The 20,428-nt window shown below is 36.7% G+C and carries 13 protein-coding genes; 11 read left to right on the forward strand and 2 right to left on the reverse strand.

Annotated elements, in window-relative coordinates; translation table 11 throughout:
* The first annotated feature begins 176 nt into the window (after positions 1-176).
* The 11 genes from addB to C1N55_RS05030 all read left to right on the forward strand — a co-directional run bounded on the left by addB (position 177) and on the right by C1N55_RS05030 (position 18,382).
* On the forward strand, positions 177-3,698 hold the full coding sequence (gene addB, locus C1N55_RS04980; RefSeq protein WP_137727791.1) for a helicase-exonuclease AddAB subunit AddB: 3,522 nt from the start codon (positions 177-179) through the stop codon (positions 3,696-3,698).
* Positions 3,679-7,404: a helicase-exonuclease AddAB subunit AddA gene (addA, locus tag C1N55_RS04985; RefSeq protein ID WP_137727792.1), complete on the forward strand. Its 3,726-nt coding sequence runs from the start codon at positions 3,679-3,681 to the stop codon at positions 7,402-7,404. The genes addB and addA overlap by 20 nt, the downstream gene beginning before the upstream one ends.
* Before the next feature lie 274 nt (positions 7,405-7,678).
* Positions 7,679-8,833, forward strand: coding sequence for a DUF418 domain-containing protein (locus C1N55_RS04990; protein WP_137727793.1), 1,155 nt, complete (start codon positions 7,679-7,681; stop codon positions 8,831-8,833).
* A 204-nt stretch (positions 8,834-9,037) separates the two neighbouring features.
* Entirely contained in the window at positions 9,038-9,949 is a 912-nt protein-coding gene (locus tag C1N55_RS04995; protein WP_137727794.1) for a fumarylacetoacetate hydrolase family protein, read from the forward strand.
* 140 nt (positions 9,950-10,089) lie between these two features.
* Positions 10,090-10,455, forward strand: coding sequence for a YisL family protein (locus tag C1N55_RS05000; protein WP_137727795.1), 366 nt, complete (start codon positions 10,090-10,092; stop codon positions 10,453-10,455).
* Between the two features lie 308 nt (positions 10,456-10,763).
* Positions 10,764-12,218, forward strand: coding sequence for an alpha-amylase family glycosyl hydrolase (locus C1N55_RS05005; protein ID WP_137727796.1), 1,455 nt, complete (start codon positions 10,764-10,766; stop codon positions 12,216-12,218).
* A 317-nt stretch (positions 12,219-12,535) separates the two neighbouring features.
* Complete coding sequence (locus C1N55_RS05010) at positions 12,536-13,564, forward strand: ABC transporter ATP-binding protein (RefSeq protein WP_137727797.1); 1,029 nt, start codon at positions 12,536-12,538, stop codon at positions 13,562-13,564.
* Complete coding sequence (locus C1N55_RS05015) at positions 13,542-14,489, forward strand: ATP-binding cassette domain-containing protein (protein ID WP_137727798.1); 948 nt, start codon at positions 13,542-13,544, stop codon at positions 14,487-14,489. Before C1N55_RS05010 ends, C1N55_RS05015 begins: the two co-directional genes overlap by 23 nt.
* Before the next feature lies 1 nt (position 14,490).
* Positions 14,491-15,453 carry an oligopeptide ABC transporter permease gene (gene opp4B, locus C1N55_RS05020; RefSeq protein ID WP_137727799.1) on the forward strand — a complete coding sequence of 321 codons (963 nt, stop codon included), beginning with the start codon at positions 14,491-14,493 and terminating at the stop codon, positions 15,451-15,453.
* A gap of 31 nt (positions 15,454-15,484) precedes the next feature.
* Entirely contained in the window at positions 15,485-16,393 is a 909-nt protein-coding gene (locus C1N55_RS05025; protein WP_137727800.1) for an ABC transporter permease, read from the forward strand.
* Between the two features lie 159 nt (positions 16,394-16,552).
* Positions 16,553-18,382 carry an oligopeptide ABC transporter substrate-binding protein gene (locus C1N55_RS05030; RefSeq protein WP_137727801.1) on the forward strand — a complete coding sequence of 610 codons (1,830 nt, stop codon included), beginning with the start codon at positions 16,553-16,555 and terminating at the stop codon, positions 18,380-18,382.
* Between the two features lie 130 nt (positions 18,383-18,512).
* On the opposite strand, the gene C1N55_RS05035 is transcribed toward C1N55_RS05030, so the two are convergent.
* A complete protein-coding gene (locus tag C1N55_RS05035; RefSeq protein ID WP_137727802.1) occupies positions 18,513-19,364 on the reverse strand; it encodes a DegV family protein in 852 nt (283 codons plus the stop codon).
* Between the two features lie 94 nt (positions 19,365-19,458).
* Complete coding sequence (locus C1N55_RS05040; RefSeq protein ID WP_137727803.1) at positions 19,459-20,265, reverse strand: Cof-type HAD-IIB family hydrolase; 807 nt, start codon at positions 20,263-20,265, stop codon at positions 19,459-19,461.
* Positions 20,266-20,428 lie beyond the last annotated feature (163 nt).

The following is a 20,428-nucleotide window of genomic DNA, read 5'->3' on the forward strand; positions in this document are numbered from 1 at the left end:
TCGCTCTTTTTTAAATGAGATATCAGTAATCTTAACAAAAAGTATTATAATAGAATGATATTTTAGATTTTCATTTTCCTGATCAATACTCCAATTAGAAAAAGATATTATAAAAACGAACGTACATTCTGTTATAATGGAATATAATATATGCAATAGAAAGAGGGGGGAACGTCATGTCTTTACGAGTGATCAGTGGACGAGCTGGTACTGGAAAGTCTACATTAATACACAAAGAAATCGTAAAAGAATTAAAGGAACGACCTTTAGGCTCTCAAATTTACTTAATCGTTCCTGACCAAATGTCATACCAAGCAGAGCACATGTTAACCAATCAATATGATATAAAAGGAATTATTCGAGCACAGGTTATGACGTTTAAGCGTTTAGCATGGTATATCCTGCAAGAAACAGGAGGAATTGCGAAGGAACAAATCGACAAAATTGGTTATCGAATGCTCATTCGACGTTTACTTGCCGAGAATAAGGAGCAGTTTACTTTATTCCGTCAATCTGCAGATAAACGTGGATTTACTAAAGAAATTGAACAGCTTATTAAAGAGTTTAGCCAATATAACATTGATAGCGAGACATTAAATGAGGTAATTAAACAATTAGAAGAAACGTCGGCTCCTAATACACTTATAGCAAAAACAAAGGATTTGCAGTTGATTTTGACAAAATTAGAAGAGGTCCTGGGAGATAGCTTCGTTGATAGTGAAGGTTTTTATCCAATACTCCTTGAACAGCTGCATAATTCAGAAAAAATTAGAGAGGCACACATTTATATAGATGGTTTTACAGCTTTTACTGTTCGAGAGTTTGAGATCGTCAAACAGTTAATGTCTTTAGCGAAAAGAGTGACCGTAGTATTGCCGTTTGAGGATCCTAACGATAAGTATGATGACCAAGCTGTCTTTTATCGACCTGCCGTAATGTTCGATAAATTACTTCAAGAAGCATACAAAAATCAACTTGAAGTTGAACCTCGTATTCATTTAGAAGATAAATATCGCTTTCAAAATCAGGATTTACAGCATGTTGAAGAGCAATTCCATCAAGCAGTCGCCGTTCCAATTCAATCAGAAGGATTTGTTCAAATCATTGAAGGGGCAAACAGAAGGGCGGAGATTCATGGGATTGCCCGGGAAATATGTCGAATTGTCCAAGAAGAAGGAATGCGTTATCGAGATATTGGAATTATGTATCGTCAAGCAGAGATCTATGATCCGTTAGTACAAACTATATTTGCACAATATAATATTCCTTTCTTCACAAATGAAAAAGAGACTATGCTACATCATCCATTAATCGAATTCAGTCGCTCGATTTTAGAAGTAGCTTCTTCTAATTGGCAGTACGAGCCAGTATTTAGAAGTGTTAAAACGGATTTGTTCTTTCCATTAAACAGTGACTTGAAAGTAATGCGAGAGAAGGCTGACCTTTTCGAAAACTTTGTTATTGCTCAGGGGATATATGGCTATCGATGGTTTGAGGATTCCAGATGGTTTTATAAAAAATATCGCGGCCTAGAGTTTTATTCCAAAAGACAAACGGATGAAGAAATTCAAATGCAGCAACTGATAGATGAAATGAGAGAAATCATCAAGGCTCCTTTAGAAAGACTACAGGAACAGCTAAAGAAAGCTGAAACAGGTCGGGAGATCGCGATGGCACTTTATAGCTGCATAGATGAACTGAAAGTCTATGAAAAATTGCAGGCTTTAAAAAATACTGAATTGAGTGAGCACGACCTTCATGGCGCCAGTGAACATGATCAAGCTTGGAATCGGTGGGTCAATGTATTAGAGCAATTTGCCCTTCTATTTGGGAATCAGAAGCTAACACTTGAAGAAGCAGCCCAAATATTAGACGAAGGATTTGATACGCTGCAATTTTCCAAAATCCCACCTTCAGTTGATGAAGTAACTGTCTCGACAGTAGAATTTTCTCGTTTTGACAATAAAAGGACCGTGTTTGTAATAGGTGTGAATGATGGCGTATATCCGATGCGTATGGACTATGAGGGATTGATTACGGATATTGAGCGAGGTTGGTTTGCAGAAGTAGAGACCGAGTTATCACCAACTTCAAAACATCGTCTTTTACAGGAAGCATTTTTAATATATCGTGCATTTTCTTCTCCTACCGATAGACTTTATGTCACTTATTCAAGCTCTGATGAAGAAAGTAAAGCATTACTGCCATCGTTATATATAAATCGATTGCATAAGCTGTTCGAAATAGGGGGAGTTAAAACTTTACCCCATAAGCGTGTTCTTAATGACCCGATTGAGGAATTGGAATCAAAAAATACACTTTCTTACTTACAGCATCCAAGAACATCCCTTGCCTATTTAATGATGCAATTACGTCAGGCAGAGTACTCACAACAACTAGCACCCGAATGGCTGGCATTAAAGACGTTTTATGAACAGAATGCAAACTGGAAGTATGTACTTCAAGCTGTCATGCGACCTTTGGAGAAGAAAAATGTTGCCGAAAAACTTTCGCCTGAAGTTACCGAAAGCCTTTATGGTACAGAGTTAACCTCAAGTGTGTCACGTATAGAAAAATTTTATCGCTGTCCGTTCTCCCATTTCACAACGTATGGATTGAGATTAGAAGAACGAGCAGTTTATCGACTTGAAAATTTCGCGATGGGTGATTTGTTCCATGAGGCTTTAAAATGGATAACGCTTGAAACAGAGCGTTTAAACCTCCAATGGAATCGTCTAACCAAAGTACAATGCAGCCAGCTTGCTCGTCAGGCGGTAGAGCAGATTGTACCTGTATTTTCCCATCAAATTTTACTAAGCAGTGCACGCTACCGTTATATTCAACGAAAATTAATTCGAATTGTTGAAAGAACAATGATGGCACTATCACAGCATGCTAAAACCTCTTTCTTTAAACCAGTTGCTATTGAAGCGGCATTTGGTCCTAATGAGAAGCTACCGCCTTTAGAAATTGACTTATCGGGTGGAAGAAAAATGCGAATTCAAGGCCGAATTGACCGAATAGATCGTGCCAAAATTGGCGAAAAATCCTATTTGCGTGTCATTGACTACAAATCATCCAGTCGCGATTTAGATTTGAATGAGGTCTACCATGGGATTTCACTACAGTTATTAACGTATTTAGATGTAGCTGTTGAAAATTCTGAGCTTTGGTTCGATGGCGATGTGGACCCTGCTGGAGTACTTTATGTTCATGTGCATAATCCAATTTTAAAAATGGAACAGGAAGTAGATGAAATCTCACTTGAATTAGAACGCATGAAAAAGTATCGGATGAAGGGTCTTCTTACAGAAAATGCGGAATCATTAATTGCAATGGACGAAGATTTGGAACTGGGCGGTAGCTCAAAAATAGTTCCAGTCTATTTAAAGAAAGATGGAACAGCCTCCCCTTCATTATCACGTGTTGTTCAACCAAGTGATATGGGCCAAATTAAACAATATGTAAGACACAAACATAAGGTGGCTGGCGATGGCATTTTAAGTGGCGAGACAGGAATTCAGCCTTATCGCCTAAAGGGGCGCACAGCTTGTGATTACTGTAGCTTTAAATCGGTTTGTCAATTTGATCCGACTGATCACGAGCAGCTATATCATCAACTTCCTGCAGATAAGCCGACTAATATTGTTTCGAAAATAAGAGAGGAGTTGAAAAACGATGGGACTATCAATTCCTGAAAAACAACCTGACGTAACCTGGACGGATGAACAATGGAAAGCGATTTGGGCTACTGGACAGGATACCCTTGTTTCAGCAGCTGCTGGTTCAGGTAAAACTGCAGTGCTCATTAATCGAATGATTGAAAAAGTAATTTCCAGTGATAATCCGATTGATGTGGATGAGCTGCTAGTTGTAACCTTTACAAACGCATCAGCAGCAGAAATGCGTCATCGTATGGCAGAGGCTTTAGAAAAAGAAATTGCCAAAGACCCTCGTAATCAGCATCTGCGTAGACAGCTTAGCTTAGTAAATAAAGCACAAATATCTACCTTGCACTCATTTTGTTTAGCTATAGTTCGCCAATATGCCTATCTAATCGAAATAGATCCAGGATTTCGAATTGCGAATGAAGGAGAATCAGCATTACTTCGCGATGATGTCTTAGCGCAATGTTTGGAAGAAGCCTATGATCAAGAAGATGAAGCAAAAGTAAATGCGGTTTATCGATTAGTGGATAGTTTTACATCTGACCGTGATGACCAGGCTATCGAAACATTGATCAATAAATTGTATGACACGTCACGAGTTCATCCTGAACCAACAAAATGGTTACATTCATTATCTTTGCAATATAACTTACCGGAAAATATGACGATCGATGAGCTTCCTTTTATTGAACCGTTAAAAAATTCCATTAAATTTAGTCTAGAAGAAGCACTGGCCCATATCGAAGAAATGCGTCAATATTCTTTAAAACCGGATGGACCAGCCCCTTACGGAGAAACAGCAAAGTTGGATACAGCGCTAATTGAGGAAGCAAGACGTATTATTACCCATAGAACTTGGCAGGAAGCTTATGATTTTTTCACTACGTTAAAATGGCCAGGAATTGCTAGAATTCCAAAGGATAGCTGTGATCCCGAACTGAAGGAAATGGGGCAGAAGAAAAGAGAACAAGCCAAAAAGATTGTAAATCAACTAAAAGAATCATTCTTTCAACGTAAACCACACCGGTTGTTAGAGGAAATGCGGTTGATGGCACCGATTATCGAAACTTTAGTCGAGTTAACGGAAAGCTTTAGTGAGAAATTTAAAGAAGCCAAGCTACAAAGAGGATTAGTTGATTTTTCGGATTTAGAGCATTATGCTTTAGAAATTTTAACAGTCGAGGAGGATGGGAAACTACAACCATCCCCGGTTGCATTGGATTTCAAAGAAAAATTCAAAGAAGTGTTAGTCGATGAATACCAGGATACAAACATGCTGCAGGAGACGATTTTACAGCTTGTCAAAAGTGGCAGCGAAATCGATGGAAACTTATTTATGGTGGGCGACGTTAAACAATCAATTTACCGTTTCCGTCTGGCCGAGCCAATGCTCTTTTTAAATAAGTACAATTTGTTTGAACAAGACCCAATTTCAAATGGCTTAAAAATTGACTTAAATGCAAACTTCCGTAGTCGGAAAGAGGTTTTACACGGGACAAATTATGTGTTTGAGCAAATAATGGGTGAGACAGTAGGGGAAATCCATTATGATGAAAAGGCTGGTCTTAAGCCGGGTGCTCCATATAATGAAGCGGACATGCCAATTGAATTAGCAATTATATACGAAGAAGACCCCGATGATGCTATTGAAGAATCAACGGAAGAAACGGCAGCAGATTTTCAAATGGAAGAGGAAATTCTTAAGTCTCAGGCAGAGGCACGTTTTATTATTAAACGTATCCGTGAATTAATGGATAGTGGAGCCACGGTTTATGATGCCAAACAAAAAGACCCAGCAAAACGCGTTCGTCCTATGCAATATAGTGATATTGTGATTTTAATGCGTTCCATGACTTGGTCCAATGATTTAGTGGAAGAATTTAAGTCCGCGGGAATTCCTTTATATGCAGAATCCTCAAAGGGATACTTTGAAGCACTTGAAGTCATGGTAATGTTGAATGTACTAAAGATTGTTGATAATCCATACCAGGACATTCCTTTAGCTTCAGTATTAAGAGCGCCTTTTATCGGCTGTACAGAAAACGAATTGGCTAAAATTCGTTTGGTTAATCGTAAAGCACCCTATTATGATGCTGTAAAACAATTTGTTGAAGAAGAGCAATCTGGTCTAAATACGGATACGGCTGTGAAACTTCAAAGGTTTCTAACCCAGCTTGAAACGTGGAGAAATTCAGCACGGAGAGGTTCTTTATCCGATTTAATATGGAAGATTTATCTAGACACGAACTATTATGAAATGGTTGGTGCTATGACAAATGGGAAACAGCGACAAGCGAATTTAAGGACCCTGCATGATCGAGCCTTGATGTACGAGAAAACATCTTTCCGCGGACTTTTCCGTTTTTTACGCTTTATCGATCGTATGCGTTCTCGTGGAGATGATTTAGGGGTGGCTAAGTCCATTGGAGAAAAGGATGATGTAGTGCGTCTTGTCACAATTCATTCATCGAAAGGACTTGAATATCCTGTTGTGTTTTTAGCTGGGTTAGGGCGAAGTTTCAATCAAATGGACTTTAATAATGCCTATTTGTTTGACCAACAATTTGGATTAGCAGTAAAGGCGATTGATCCAGACGATCGTATCATGTACACGTCACTGCCATTTCTTGCGATGAAAGAAAAGAAGATACTCGAGTTAAAGGCAGAAGAAATGCGTATATTGTATGTGGCAATGACAAGGGCGAAGGAGCGATTAATCCTGGTAGGTACTGTGAAGGATTGGGAGAAAGTCAGTTCAAAGTGGTGTGAGATTCAACACCTTCCAACGGATGCCATGCTGCCAGAATATCTACGTGCACGTGCAAAGAATTACTTGGATTGGGTTGGACCAGCAGTTGCCAGACATGAAAGTTTTAAAGCATTTAGTAATGAAGAGTATAAGCCGATAGACGACGCATCCAAATGGGTTATTTCACCTATTTCGAATACTTTCTTTATGAATGCATTATATTCACAGGATGAAGGTGAATTGGAAGAGCCGGGAGTACAAGAGGTTGATGAAGTATTGCTAAGTAAATTACAGAAGCAATATACTACGCCATATGCTCATTTAAGCTCTGTAACCAAAAAATCAAAAACCAGTGTTTCTGAGATTAAACGAATCGAAAGCTTACAACGTGAGGAAGAACCCGAGACACAAATAATGCAAACGAAAACTGTTTCCGCTAAGAAAAGGCCGCTGTTTTTACAGGAGAAAAAATTATCAGCAACAGAAATTGGTACTGTTGTACATACTGTGATGCAGCATGTACCAAAAGTAGGGTTTACTAAGCTTGACGAAGTTGTCGCTTACTTGAAAGTGCTGGTTGAAAGAAAACTGCTAACTGAAGAGGAGATACAAGTTGTAAATCCTGAGAAGGTTTATAAATTCTTTTTAAGTAATATTGGACAGCGTTTTACTGGTGCAAAACAATTGTATCGGGAAATTCCATTTACTTTAAGCATTGAAGATGAAGAGGGAGATTCACAAATCATTCAGGGGATATTAGACTGTTTATTCCAAGATGAAGAAGGCAAATGGGTTTTGCTCGATTATAAAACAGATAAAATTTTACCTGCTTTCACAGAAGAACCTTCTTTAACAAATGAAATGAAAAAACGCTATGGTGTTCAATTAAGAATATATACTGAGGCAATTGAAACGATCCTGCAAGTAAAAGTCGATGAGAAAGTGTTGTATTTATATAATGCAGAGAAAGAAATCAGACTAGATTAACTTCTACTTGTATTGGTTTTTTATAATATCTTCTGACACTAGGTCTGATCCGAAAGCGCTTGTCACGTAAGGCGGGCAAGCAAGAGTTCCCCCCGTTTAGAATAAATCATGAGCGGACGAGGGAGACAACCTAAGCAGTATACGAGTTTTTGTCCACAGTTTAGGCCTATTAATTTTAACAAAATTAATAGGCTTTTTTTCAACCGTACGTTGGGTAATCATGTAAAATAGCCTTAACAGGTTATTATTCTTTCTATAGAAAAGGAGAACGATTGTGAATTTTCAACCTACGACTTTAAATGAGAGGGTCGATTCTCTCGATATTTTGCGCGGATTTAGTTTATTGGGAATTCTACTGGTAAACATGTTCGCCTTTTATTTACCGATGCCCCATATTGATCTAGGTAACTGGTTTACAGAAGCGAAGGATATTATATGGCATCAAACATTGGATATTTACGTGCAGAGCAGCTTCTATCCATTATTTTCGATGCTGTTTGGCTATGGGTTAGCGATGCAATTTATGAAGGCTGAACGAACAGGTATAAGCTTTTATAAATTTGCCCCAAAACGTTTAGTAATTTTGCTAATAATTGGTTTGATGCACGCGTTTTTCATTTGGTGGGGAGATATTTTAACGATGTATGCCTTTTGTGGTTTTTTTCTAATTCTATTCCTCCGTTTCGGTAGTGGCTGGTTATTAACTTTTGGATTTGTAATCAATGGCATCATGCAGCTATTTTTCATAGGCATTTTTGCATTATCAGGAATGGCGAATATGGAGATTGAAGAGCAGGCAGTTGATATAACAATGATTAACAATGCAATTTCCGCCTATGGGATTGGTAGCTGGACAGATGCTTTTCTGCAAAGATTGGATGATTTGTCGCTGCAAATGGGAATTGCTATGTGGATTTCTTCCTTGTTGACAATTCTTCCATATATGCTGATTGGTGCAGCTTTCGCAAAATGGCGTTTAATTGAAAGAGGAAAAGAGCTAAAAGGATTTTGGATTACATTGACAGTTATTTGTTTAGCGTTAGGTCTTTTTATTAAAAGTACGCCTTTCTTATTTACTCGTACTTATTTATTAGATTATTTAAAGGTTTATGTAGGTGGGCCAATTCTTTCAATTGGATATATTGGGGTTGTTGTTTGCCTATGCATGATTCCTGTAATACCAAAGCTTCTTAAGCCTCTTGCTAAGGCTGGACGGATGTCACTTACACTTTACCTTATGCAATCTATTATTTGTACACTAATATTCTATAATTTTGGATTTGGCTTGTATGGAGAAGTGGATGTACAGATGGGAACATTGATTGCAATTGGAATTTTTGTAATCCAAGTCATCATTGCAGAGCTTTGGTTTATAAAGTTCAAACAAGGACCAATAGAGCTATTAGTTAAGAAATTAACGTATAGATGAACCATTAAGAGAGTGGATGTTAGTTTTTAGCAATCAGAATTGCTTGGTAGTGGACGTTAACCAAATGTTAAAAATTTCCTATCGGAAAAGTGAGCAATTTCAGAAAATTTGATGTATGATGATACTAATCTAGCATTCTTTTGATTAGTTTGAAAATACGAGGAATGTGAAGACTACAAAGGAAAAAAGAAGGAGCCTTTATTTATGAAGATTTTATCGTTCAAATTAAATGGAGAAGTGAAATTCGGGCCGAAAGTGAAAAAAGAGGAAGCAGTTTGGGATGTTCTAGCTATACAAGAAGAGCTTAAAATTCTCCCTTCTTTTCCAACACAGATTATTGATGGAATTGCATTAGGTTTTGACTTTGTTGAACAAATTCGTAAATTAGTTGAAGCAGCAAATAATACTGTTGAGGCTGAAAAATATAAACTTTCATTTTCAGAAATTGAGTGGCTTTCGCCTATTCCAAGAACGCCAAAGAATATTTTATGTATTGGTAAAAACTATAATGAGCATGCGAAAGAAATGGGGGCACAGGCTGCTCCGTTAGATTTGGTGGTATTTACAAAATCACCAACATCTATTGCTGCTGATGGACAACAATTACCAATTCACGAAGGGAAAACAAGTTCACTTGATTACGAAGGTGAACTTGCTATAGTAATAGGAAAGAAAGGGAAAGATATTCCAAAAAACCTTGCCTTTGACTACATTTTCGGCTATACAATTGCAAATGATATTACAGCACGCGACTTACAAGAACGCCATATCCAGTATTTCTTAGGAAAAAGCTTGGAAGGTACATGTCCGCTTGGGCCATATATCGTTTCAAAAGATGAAATTACTGATCCTCAGAATTTAACAGTTGTTACAAAAGTAAATGGGGAAGTTCGTCAGAATGGTACAACAAACGATATGGTATTCTCTTTAGAAGAGTTAGTTTCAACTCTATCTCAATATGTAACGCTGGAGCCTGGTGATGTAATTTTAACTGGTACTCCTGCTGGGGTTGGTAAAGGAATGAATCCACCAACCTTCTTAAAAGTAGGAGATGAAGTAAAAGTTTCCATCCAAGGAATTGGAACACTTTCAAATCGATTTGTATCACAACCATAAATGTCTAGTAAATAGCCCTCTAAAATCTAAAAAAATAGTAAAGATTTGTACAATAAAGTAAATAAATACTATTATATTTGAACACACAAACATCCCTATGGTAGGATAATGCTGACAAAGAAAAATAAGGTGGGAACAAAATGGACTTTCTAACAAGCTCAACACACTTACACATTACCACTTGGGTAGTTGCTTTATTACTATTTTTCGTGGCAGCATTTACTTCAAAATCTAAAGGGATTCACATGGCATTACGTTTGTTCTATATCCTAGTCATTATTACTGGTGGTGCATTATTCATTGAAGCAATGGATTATGGACAAGGGATGCTATACGGCATTAAATTCCTTCTAGGGATTTTAGTTATCGGTATGATGGAAATGGTTTTAGTCCGTCAAGCTAAAAACAAGCCAACTACAATGTTTTGGGCACTATTTGCTATTTCTCTATTTGCAGTATTATTTATGGGCTTCAAATTACAAATGGGCTTCAATTTCTTAGCTTAATAAATCGAGAATCGCAGGGTACTTTTGTACTTTGCGATTTTTTAATTGAAACAAAAAATCTTATGACCAATTCCTGAGTAGGACTAATAATTTCAAGTAGCAAGTAGACTTTGACACGTTCACGGTTTTGTCGCATTTATCAATTGTATTTCCTGTTTTCCTAGTAAATGATAGCAGAAGGTCAATTTTTTTTGGTAAAATGGCGAAGGTATGTCTTAACTTCATTCATTTTTGATGAGAGTGATGAAGTTACCGCCTGGTGCTTGGGACGTAAAATAGCGAGGGCCATTTGATAGGAGAGGGATAATTTGAAGTTAAAAAAATGGATTAGCGCCACAGTGGCGTCAGCTTTATTCGCTACAACATTTTCTTTCACGACAGTTGCGAAAGCGCAAGAAACAAAAACGATTGCAGACGAAACAATATATGATTTATTAGTAGACCGTTATTTTAACGCTACTTCAGAAAACGATTACAATGCAAACCCAAAAGATAACACTCAATTTGCAGGTGGGGACTTTAGAGGTTTAATTGATAAATTTTCCTTAATAACAGATATGGGCTATAGTATTGTCTCAATTGGCTCAGTTTTCAAAACGGAAAAATATGACGGCTCCATGGTAACCAGCTATCGTGAGATTGAACCGCATTTCGGTACAGCAGACGAACTGAAAGAAGTAATCAATACTTTTTCTAAAAGTAATGTAAAAGTTATGATTGATTTCCCTTTAACCAATGTAAGTGAAAATCATGAATGGGCACAAGATCCAGCAAAAGCCGAATGGATTGCAGGTACTTCAGAAGGCAAGGTGCAATGGGATTTGCAAAATGAGGAAGTTCAGCAAGCTTTGCTAGACGCGGTAGTAGATTTTGTCTCAACGTATGATGTTGGAGGCGTTCGACTTACAAACTTGTCTAACGCAGATACAGAATTTGTAAATGAATTGATTGCAGCTATTAAAGATGGTAATGAAGGGTTCTATGTCATTTCGAACGAGGAAAGCGATGCGAATTTTGATGCAAAGTATTTTTCGGAAACTACTGAATCTTTCCGTAATGTATATAAAAATGTAGACCAAGATTCATCTAATCTTTTAACGAATATTGAACCATATGTAAAAGGGGAACAAGCACCTGCTCAGCTAATGCTTGATAATTTATTGACAGACCGTTTCACGTTAACTGTTGAAGCTTATCCTCCAACGAGAACGCGAATGGGGATTGTCGCTACCTTACTATTACCAGGTGTTCCTGTAACGCAATATGGAACTGAACTGATTATGAATGGTAAAGCAGGAGCGGAAGCACATCAGCTTTATAATTTTAAAACGGATGAAGAGATGATTGACCTTATTGGAGATGTTCAAACATTACGTTCCCAATCTGAAACTCTAAGAAATGGTGAATTTAAGCTACTTAAAAATGAAAATGGCTACTTAGCATTCGAGCGTTACTCTGATAAGGAAAGATGGATTGTTGTCATCAATAATACTGGGAAAACAAATAGAATTGATATATCAGAAGAAGATCTAGGACCAGATAAAGAGCTTCATGCTTTGTTGGACAGTGACACGATTCGAGTGAACAAGGATGGTAATTACCCTATTATTCTAGATCGGGAAATTGTTGAGATTTTCCAGGTGAAAGAAGAACGAGGTATCAACAAAGGCTATTTAGCAGCATTAGCGATTGTCTATATTTTATTTATCGCCTTTATAGTAGCCATTATTAAACGCGGTAAAAGAAGAAGAGCAGAACAATAATAGAGAAAAAAGGTAAAATTACTTCTGTAATTTTACCTTTTTTTACTTTGTAAAATTATTATGTTGAAAAAATTTCGATTCATTTTTTGTTCAGAAATGGGCCATTACTCATGATTTAGGTTCAATTTTTAGTTATTTCTGAAAAATAAAACTAAATTTTATTGACTTCATTTGTTACAGGAATATATAATTTATTGCAAGAATACAAAAAAATTAAGAATATTAGTAGTTATTTAATAATTTGGAGATATTGCATAATTTGAAAATTTGTAAAATTCAAATTAAAACCATCACGATTACTAGAAAGGAGAGTTAATTTGAAAGGAAATGAACTTTTAAAGATTAATAACTTACATACTGGATTTCGTATTAAAGATACATTTTACGATGCAGTGGACGGCGTTTCATTAACAGTAAAGAAAAATGAAATACTTGCAATCGTAGGTGAATCAGGGTGTGGCAAGAGTACACTTGCAACATCTGTTATGGGTCTTTACGACCAGAATAAAACGCGCGTACAAGGCGAAATATTATTCGATAATAAAAACCTGGCAGCTCTTTCAGAAGAGGAAATGAACGACATTCGAGGTTTTCAAATTAGTATGATTTTCCAAGATCCTCTCTCAGCATTAAATCCGCTTATGCGTATTGGAGAGCAAATTGAAGAAGGTCTAAACTATCATACTACGCTAAATAAGACGGAGAGAGATAATAGAGTACTAGAATTATTGCAGCAAGTAGGGATTCGCAATCCAGAACGTGTAGCTCGGCAGTTCCCGCACCAATTATCAGGTGGTATGAGACAAAGGGTTATTATTGCAATAGCAATTGCTTGTAAACCTCAAATCATCATTGCGGATGAGCCAACTACAGCATTGGATGTAACGATTCAAGCTCAGATTCTAGATTTATTGATCGATTTACAGGCTGAAACAGAAGCGGGTATTATACTAATTACCCATGACCTAGGGGTAGTTGCAGAAGTTGCAGACCGTGTAGCAGTTATGTATGCAGGAGAAATTATTGAAGAAGCAACGGTAGAAGAATTGTTTGAAAATCCTAAGCATCCTTATACTCGTTCTTTGTTTAACTCAATACCTCAGATGAATTCACAATCAGAGCGATTAAATGTAATTGAAGGTATTGTTCCTTCATTAATGAACCTTCCACGGTCTGGCTGTCGCTTCTCTACTCGTATTCCATGGATACCAGCAGAAGCCCATGAGGAAAATCCAGCACTTCATGAAATTTCACCAGGACATTTTGTCCGCTGTACATGTTGGAAAGAGTTTAATTTCAAAACGGATAAAGGGGGCGGGACACATGAGCTTTATGCAAATAAATGATTTAAAAGTTCACTATCCTGTTCGCGGCGGATTCTTCAATACTGTTATAGACCAAGTACTTGCAGTTGATGGTATTACTATGGAATTTGAAAGAGGAAAGGCATATGGATTAGTTGGGGAATCTGGCTGTGGAAAATCCACAACAGGGAAAGCTCTAATTGGTCTAGAGAAGATTACGAATGGCAGTATCATTTACGAAGGTGAAGACGTAACAAACAGAAGAAGAAGTCGGAAATCTTCTTTTAATCGTGATGTTCAAATGATATTCCAAGATGCTCATTCAAGCTTGAATCCTCGTAAACGAGTAAAGGATATTATTGCAGAACCAATTCGTAATTTCCTTAGCCTTACGCCAAAAGAAGAAGAGAGAAAAATTAGTGAATTGCTTGAGATTGTTGGGATGCCTGAAGATGCGAAGTTTAAGTATCCTCATGAATTCTCTGGAGGACAAAAACAACGTCTAGGGATTGCACGTGCAATCGCAACAAATCCTAAACTAATTATTGCAGACGAACCCGTTTCGGCACTTGACTTATCTGTTCAAGCCCAAGTATTGAACTTTATGAAGGATATTCAAAATGAATTTGGACTCAGCTATTTATTTATATCCCACGATTTGGGTGTTGTTAAACATATGTGTGACCATATTTCCATAATGTATAAAGGTAGATTTGTAGAAACGGGTACAAAAGATGATATTTATACAAACCCACAGCATATCTACACAAAACGTTTACTTTCTGCAATACCAGAAGTTTCACCAGTTGGAAGAGAAAATCGAAAACGTGAACGAATCCGCGTAGAACAAAATTATCAAGCAGAACATAAGAATTATTTTGATGAAAATGAACGAGTATTTGATTTATTACAAGTCTCAAACTCTCATTATGTAGCGGCTACTTCACAAGTGAAGGGGGTCTTGTAGTATGTGGAAAACAATTGTAAGAAGAGTTCTAATCATGATTCCACAATTATTCGTATTGAGTATTATCATCTTTATCTTAGCGAAAAATATGCCTGGTGATCCATTTACTGGTTTAATTACACCTCAAACCGACCCAGCTCGTATTGCAGAATTAACTGAAAAAGCAGGATTAAATGATCCAGTACATGTTCAGTATTTGAGATGGATGGGAAATGCCTTCCAAGGTGATTTTGGTCTTAGTTATACGTTCAAAAGGGATGTTGCAGCCCTAATTGGTGAACGGGCACTGAATACGTTCTGGCTATCATTATTGAGTGTGCTTTTACTTTATTTAATCGCTATACCATTAGGCATATTAGCAGGAAGATATCAAAACTCTCGTTTAGATAAAACGATTGTACTGTATAGTTTTGTTACATATGCAATCCCTACATTTGTCTTAGGTTTGATTTTCTTATTCTTGTTTGGCTACAAATTGGAATGGTTCCCTACAAGTGGTAGTGTAGATGTTAAATACGATTCCGGAACTTTCGGTTATTTCTGGAACAAGTTCTATCATATTATTCTACCATCTATTACGTACGCTATCTTGGGAACAACAGGTATTATTCAATATCTGCGTTCTGAAATAATTGATGCCAAGGCAATGGATTATGTACGTACTGCTCGAAGTAAAGGGATTCCGATGAGAAAAGTGTATTCAAAACATATTTTCCGTAATTCTTTACTTCCGATTGCAGCGTTTTTAGGATTTACAATTACAGGATTATTAGGTGGATCCATCTTTATTGAAACAATTTTTGGTTATCCTGGGATGGGGCAATTATTCGTAAGTTCTATCTTATCCCGTGACTATTCTGTCATTACAGCATTAGTTATGTTATTTGGATTCTTAGCTCTTTTAGGAAGTCTATTATCCGACATTATTATGAGTATTGTTGACCCTCGCATAAGGATTGAATAGACAAAACTAAAAAAGTGAAGGAGGATCCAGAATGGCAAAGAAAAATCAAAAAACAATGAATACTAATTATGTAAACTCTCCTCCTACTGGAATGCAGGTAGTTTTTCGAGAGTTTATGAAAGATAGATTAGCTATGTTCTCATTAATCGCGATTGTGCTTGTGATTATAGGTATCTTTATGTGGGCATGGCTGGGTATTGATCAACAACAATTACTTCGTGTTAGCTTAAGAGATAAATTTGCAGCACCTGGCGAGAAATTTTTACTTGGAGCAGACCAAGGTGGTAAGGATATCATTGGTCAAATTATTATCGGAGCTAGAAACTCTATGACAATCGCTATTGCTATTACGCTTATCACAGGAGTATTTGGTGTAGCAGTAGGTTTAATATGCGGTTACTTTGGTGGATGGATTGATAATCTGTTTATGAGGATTATTGACTTTTTCATTACAATTCCACAATTAATGTTAATCATCGTATTTATTACAGTAGTACCAAAATATACTGTTGGAGCATTCGTTTTAATTATGAGTCTCTTCCTATGGACTGGTACGGCAAGGCTTATCCGTTCTAAGGCACTATCGGAGAGCAGACGCGATTATGTACAGGCTTCAAAAACCCTTGGTACAAGTGATTTTGTTATTATTGTCCGAGAAGTATTACCAAATTTAAGTTCAATCATAATTGTTGAAATGACATTAAACTTTGCAGGGAATGTTGGAATTGAAACAGGTTTATCTTATTTAGGGTTTGGGTTACCACTTTCAGTACCATCTCTAGGAACCCTAGTAGCTAGTGCCAATAATCCACTTGTATTGCAACAGTATTGGTGGGTTTGGTTACCTGCAGCATTATTTATTCTTTTAATGATGTTAGGAATCAACTATGTTGGTCAAGCATTAAGAAGGGCAGCAGATTCTCGTCAACGATTAGGATAAATATTGATTATATTTTTAGTTTTTGATATCTGAATATTTTATGTTTTTAAATTACTGCGATGCAACAGGGGTACCACCATATTTACAAAATTATAAGTAAATATGTTTTATTATAAATAAATCTCATAGGTACAAAAATGAAAAAAGGGAGGAAAAGCAATGAAGAAAACTAAGTGGTTATTATTTGCAGCACTTTTCTCATTATTACTAGTTTTAGCAGCTTGTAATGATAGTGAGGAAGGTGGAACAACAACAGAAGAACCAGCAGACACAACAACAGAAGAAACTGAAGGAACAGAAACTGCAACTGAAACTTCAGATAAACTATTTGAAGTTGCTGTAACAAATGATGGGGAAGCAATCGAAGGGGGAACTCTTCAAGTTGCAATGGTTAAAGATGAGCCTTTCCAAGGGATTTTCAACTGGGAACTTTATGAAGATGCTTATGATTCTGAATTAATGGCATGGGTTTCTAACTCACTTTTCGATGTTGATGGAAACTTCATGATTACTGATGAAGGGATCGCATCTTTAGAGGTTGACCAAGAAAATAACAAAGCAACTGTTAAACTACGTGAAGGTGTAAAATGGTCTGACGGTGAACCGTTAACTGTTGAAGACGTAATTTTACCTTACCATATTATTGGCCACAAAGATTATACTGGTGTTCGTTACGATTCTCAATTCCAAAATATTATTGGTGCTGAAGAGTATCATGCAGGTACTGCTGATACAATTTCAGGTCTTAAACAAATTGATGATTTAACTTTAGAAATTAGCTTTAAACAATTATCTCCATCAATTTTCTATGGTGGTGACGGTCTATGGACTTACGCAGCTCCAGCTCATCAAATTGCTGATATTCCAGTAGGTGAATTAGTTGAAGCTGATGCAGTTCGTAAAAATCCTGTAACATTAGGGCCTTTCAAAATCGATAAAATCGTACCAGGTGAATCTGTATCTTACGTGAAAAACGAAAACTACTGGGAAGGTGAACCAAAACTTGACGGAGTTGTCGTGAAAGTGGTTCCATCAAGCTCAATTTCGGTAGCAATCGGTTCAGGTGATTATGATATCGTTCAAAGCTTTAATGCAACAAAAATGGCAGAAATTAAAGACTTTGACAACATTACAGTTTTAGGTCGTCCAGAGCTTTACTACTCTTACGTTGGATTCAAAGTAGGTAAATTTGATACTGAAGCAGGAAAAGTAGTAACAGATATGGAAAATTCAAAAATGGGTAACCAACAATTACGTCAAGCTATGGGTTATGCATTAGATATCGAACAAGTATCTGAAGTATTCTACGAAAACTTACGTGAGCGTGCGAATTCTTTAATTCCACCAGTATTTGAATCATTCTATGATGGTGAATTAGAAGGATACACTTATGATCCAGAAAAAGCTATTGCTTTATTAGAAGAAGCAGGCTATAAGGATGTAGACGGAGACGGATTACGTGAAGATCCAAACGGTGAAAAATTAGAAATTAAATTAGCTGCAATGGCAAGTGATGCGACTCAAGAAGAGATTATCTCATTCTACCTACAAAACTGGGCTGATGTAGGTTTAAATGTTACATTATCGACTGGCCGTTTAATCGAATTCAACGCATTCTATGATATGGTTGAAGCTGACGACCCTGAAATCGATATCTTCATGGGTGCTTGGGGAACTGGTACTAACCCATCTCCATCAGGTTTATATGGAGAGGTAGATGCATTTAACTTCAGCCGTTATACTTCAGAAGAATTACAATCTGCTGTTACAGCGATCGATTCTCCTGAAGCATTTGACACTGAATTCCGTGCGAACCAGTTCAAAATCTTCCAACAACATATCGAGGAAGTTGCAACAACAATTCCAATGCAATTCCGTTATGAGATCTTCCCAGTTAACAAACGTGTGAAAAATTACAGTGTTGACTATGCAGAACCAACAGAATTACATGAAATTGAATTAGTTGCTGAAGAACCAGTAGCTAACTAATTACCAAAAGATGAATTCAGGAGCGTCAAAACTCCTTGGATTCATCTTTTTTAATGATTTCCTCCTTAATCTTAAATTTAACATTATAAAAAAACGAGCTGTTTCTTTAGGAAACAACTCGAAAAATCAATTAGTAGTCTTTATCTGTAAAGAAGATGGCTATCGTACCAGGGCCTGCATGAGCACCAATACTCGAGCCGATCATTGTGATTTTGAAGGATTTGGGTTGCAGCTTCTCTTCGATTAACGTTTGTACTTCTTTAGCAAACTCTAAATCATCCCCATGGCTAATTCCCACAGTTTTATTCGAGAATTCACCACCACGCTCTGCCATTAGTTCAATTATCCGATTAATCGCTTTTTTACGACCTCGAATTTTTTCGAGAGGAATAAGCTTACCATCTTCTACATGTAGAATCGGTTTAATACTTAAAAGACCACCGATAAATGCACTCGATTTTGAAAGTCTTCCCCCGGCAGCTAAGTAGTTTAAGTTCTCAACTGTAAACAGGTGAGTCATGTGTTCTGCCATGTACGTAATTTTTTGAGTAATCTCATCAAATGATAGACCTTGGTCGCGTAAACGAACAGCTTCTACCACTAGCAATCCATGGCCTAATGAAGCACACTTGGAATCAATGATTTTTAATTTTAAATTTGGGTAATTTTCGCGTACCTGAGAGGCAATCATTACCGCAGTGTTATATGTACCCGATAAATTTGAGGAGAAGGCGATATAAATCCCTTCTTCATCATTTTTTGCCAGGGTTTCAAATTGATTTAAGAAAGCCTCAGGCGACACTTGAGAAGTTTTTGGAACCGCACCTTCTCTCATTGCATCGTATACAACCTTTGGGTCAATATCCAAGATATCATTGTATTCTTGATTATTTAAATCCACTCGAAGTGTAAAGAGTTCTACATTATTTTCAGTAAAAAACTCTTTTGGTAAATCGCTGCCGCTATCTGCAAAAATTTTCATATACATACCTCCTTTGAACGTTTTTATGTGAACTGCAAGCTTGTATTGATTTTGTGAATTAAAGGAAATAGAATATTTCCAAACTTATCTATACTTACAATTTTAGTCTTTCTATTAGGAATTTGGCAATGCCATCTTCGTTATTACTTAAAGTAATTTCATTGGCAATATTTTTTAAATCATCAATTCCATTTGACATGGCAACGCCAAGACCTGCGTATTCAAGCATTTCTAAATCATTATCCTCATCACCAAATGCAATAATGCGGTCTCGTGGGATATTTAAGTCTTTCGCAATATGAGAAATTCCCACTGCTTTATTTAACCCTTTTCGTACAATTTCAATAATATGGAATGGTGCACCCCAACGGCGATGATCGATTAACTCCGCATGTACGCTTGCTAAGTGGTCACGAATAATCGGAACATTAGCTTCATCTGCATGAATGAGTAAGCTTGTAGGATCTTCGTTTAAGCTACCTCGCAAGTTACCGATTGTCACTCGAGGATCTCCCATATTAAAAATGTCCATCATGCGATTATCCTCATTATGAATAAATACATCGTCCATCACTTCTGCAATCAAATTTTCATATTGATATTTATCGACTGAGTCCACAACATCATGAACGACACTTATATCAATTGGAGAATGGAGCGTTTTCCATCCTGCATTTTTAGGGTGGTGAACAAGTGCACCATTAAAGTTTACTATTGGAGTAGTTAGCAATAGTTCATTATAATACAGCTGGCTCGCACGGAATGGGCGACCAGTGGCAATCATCACTTGATGGCCTGCTTCCTTTGCTTTGAATAAAGTTTCCTTTGTTTTGTCAGATATTTTTTTCTCATCCGTTAATAAAGTACCATCTAAATCTAACACAATTAAATGTTGTTTCATGAAGGAATTCTCCTTTCTTTCTCTTTTAAATTTTATCCTTCTGGATATATTTAGTCAAAAATTGATAATCTGCATCCTATTTTTAGCATAAATTTTCCACCAATGATATGATTATTAAGAATAGTTTTTTCTATATTGACGAAAATATTAGCTTTAGAAAAAC

The sequence above is a fragment of the Lysinibacillus sp. SGAir0095 genome, from assembly GCF_005491425.1.
Taxonomy (GTDB): Bacteria; Bacillota; Bacilli; order Bacillales_A; family Planococcaceae; genus Ureibacillus.

Excerpts from the sequence above, each read along its gene's own strand:
- opp4B (WP_137727799.1), top strand. The coding sequence starts at position 14,491 with ATGTGGAAAACAATTGTAAGAAGAGTTCTAATCATGATTCCACAATTA.
- C1N55_RS05000 (WP_137727795.1), top strand. The coding sequence starts at position 10,090 with ATGGACTTTCTAACAAGCTCAACACACTTACACATTACCACTTGGGTA.
- C1N55_RS05015 (WP_137727798.1), top strand. The coding sequence starts at position 13,542 with ATGAGCTTTATGCAAATAAATGATTTAAAAGTTCACTATCCTGTTCGC.
- addA (WP_137727792.1), top strand. The coding sequence starts at position 3,679 with ATGGGACTATCAATTCCTGAAAAACAACCTGACGTAACCTGGACGGAT.
- C1N55_RS05040 (WP_137727803.1), bottom strand. The coding sequence starts at position 20,265 with ATGAAACAACATTTAATTGTGTTAGATTTAGATGGTACTTTATTAACG.
- addB (WP_137727791.1), top strand. The coding sequence starts at position 177 with ATGTCTTTACGAGTGATCAGTGGACGAGCTGGTACTGGAAAGTCTACA.
- C1N55_RS04995 (WP_137727794.1), top strand. The coding sequence starts at position 9,038 with ATGAAGATTTTATCGTTCAAATTAAATGGAGAAGTGAAATTCGGGCCG.
- C1N55_RS05035 (WP_137727802.1), bottom strand. The coding sequence starts at position 19,364 with ATGAAAATTTTTGCAGATAGCGGCAGCGATTTACCAAAAGAGTTTTTT.
- C1N55_RS05025 (WP_137727800.1), top strand. The coding sequence starts at position 15,485 with ATGGCAAAGAAAAATCAAAAAACAATGAATACTAATTATGTAAACTCT.
- C1N55_RS05030 (WP_137727801.1), top strand. The coding sequence starts at position 16,553 with ATGAAGAAAACTAAGTGGTTATTATTTGCAGCACTTTTCTCATTATTA.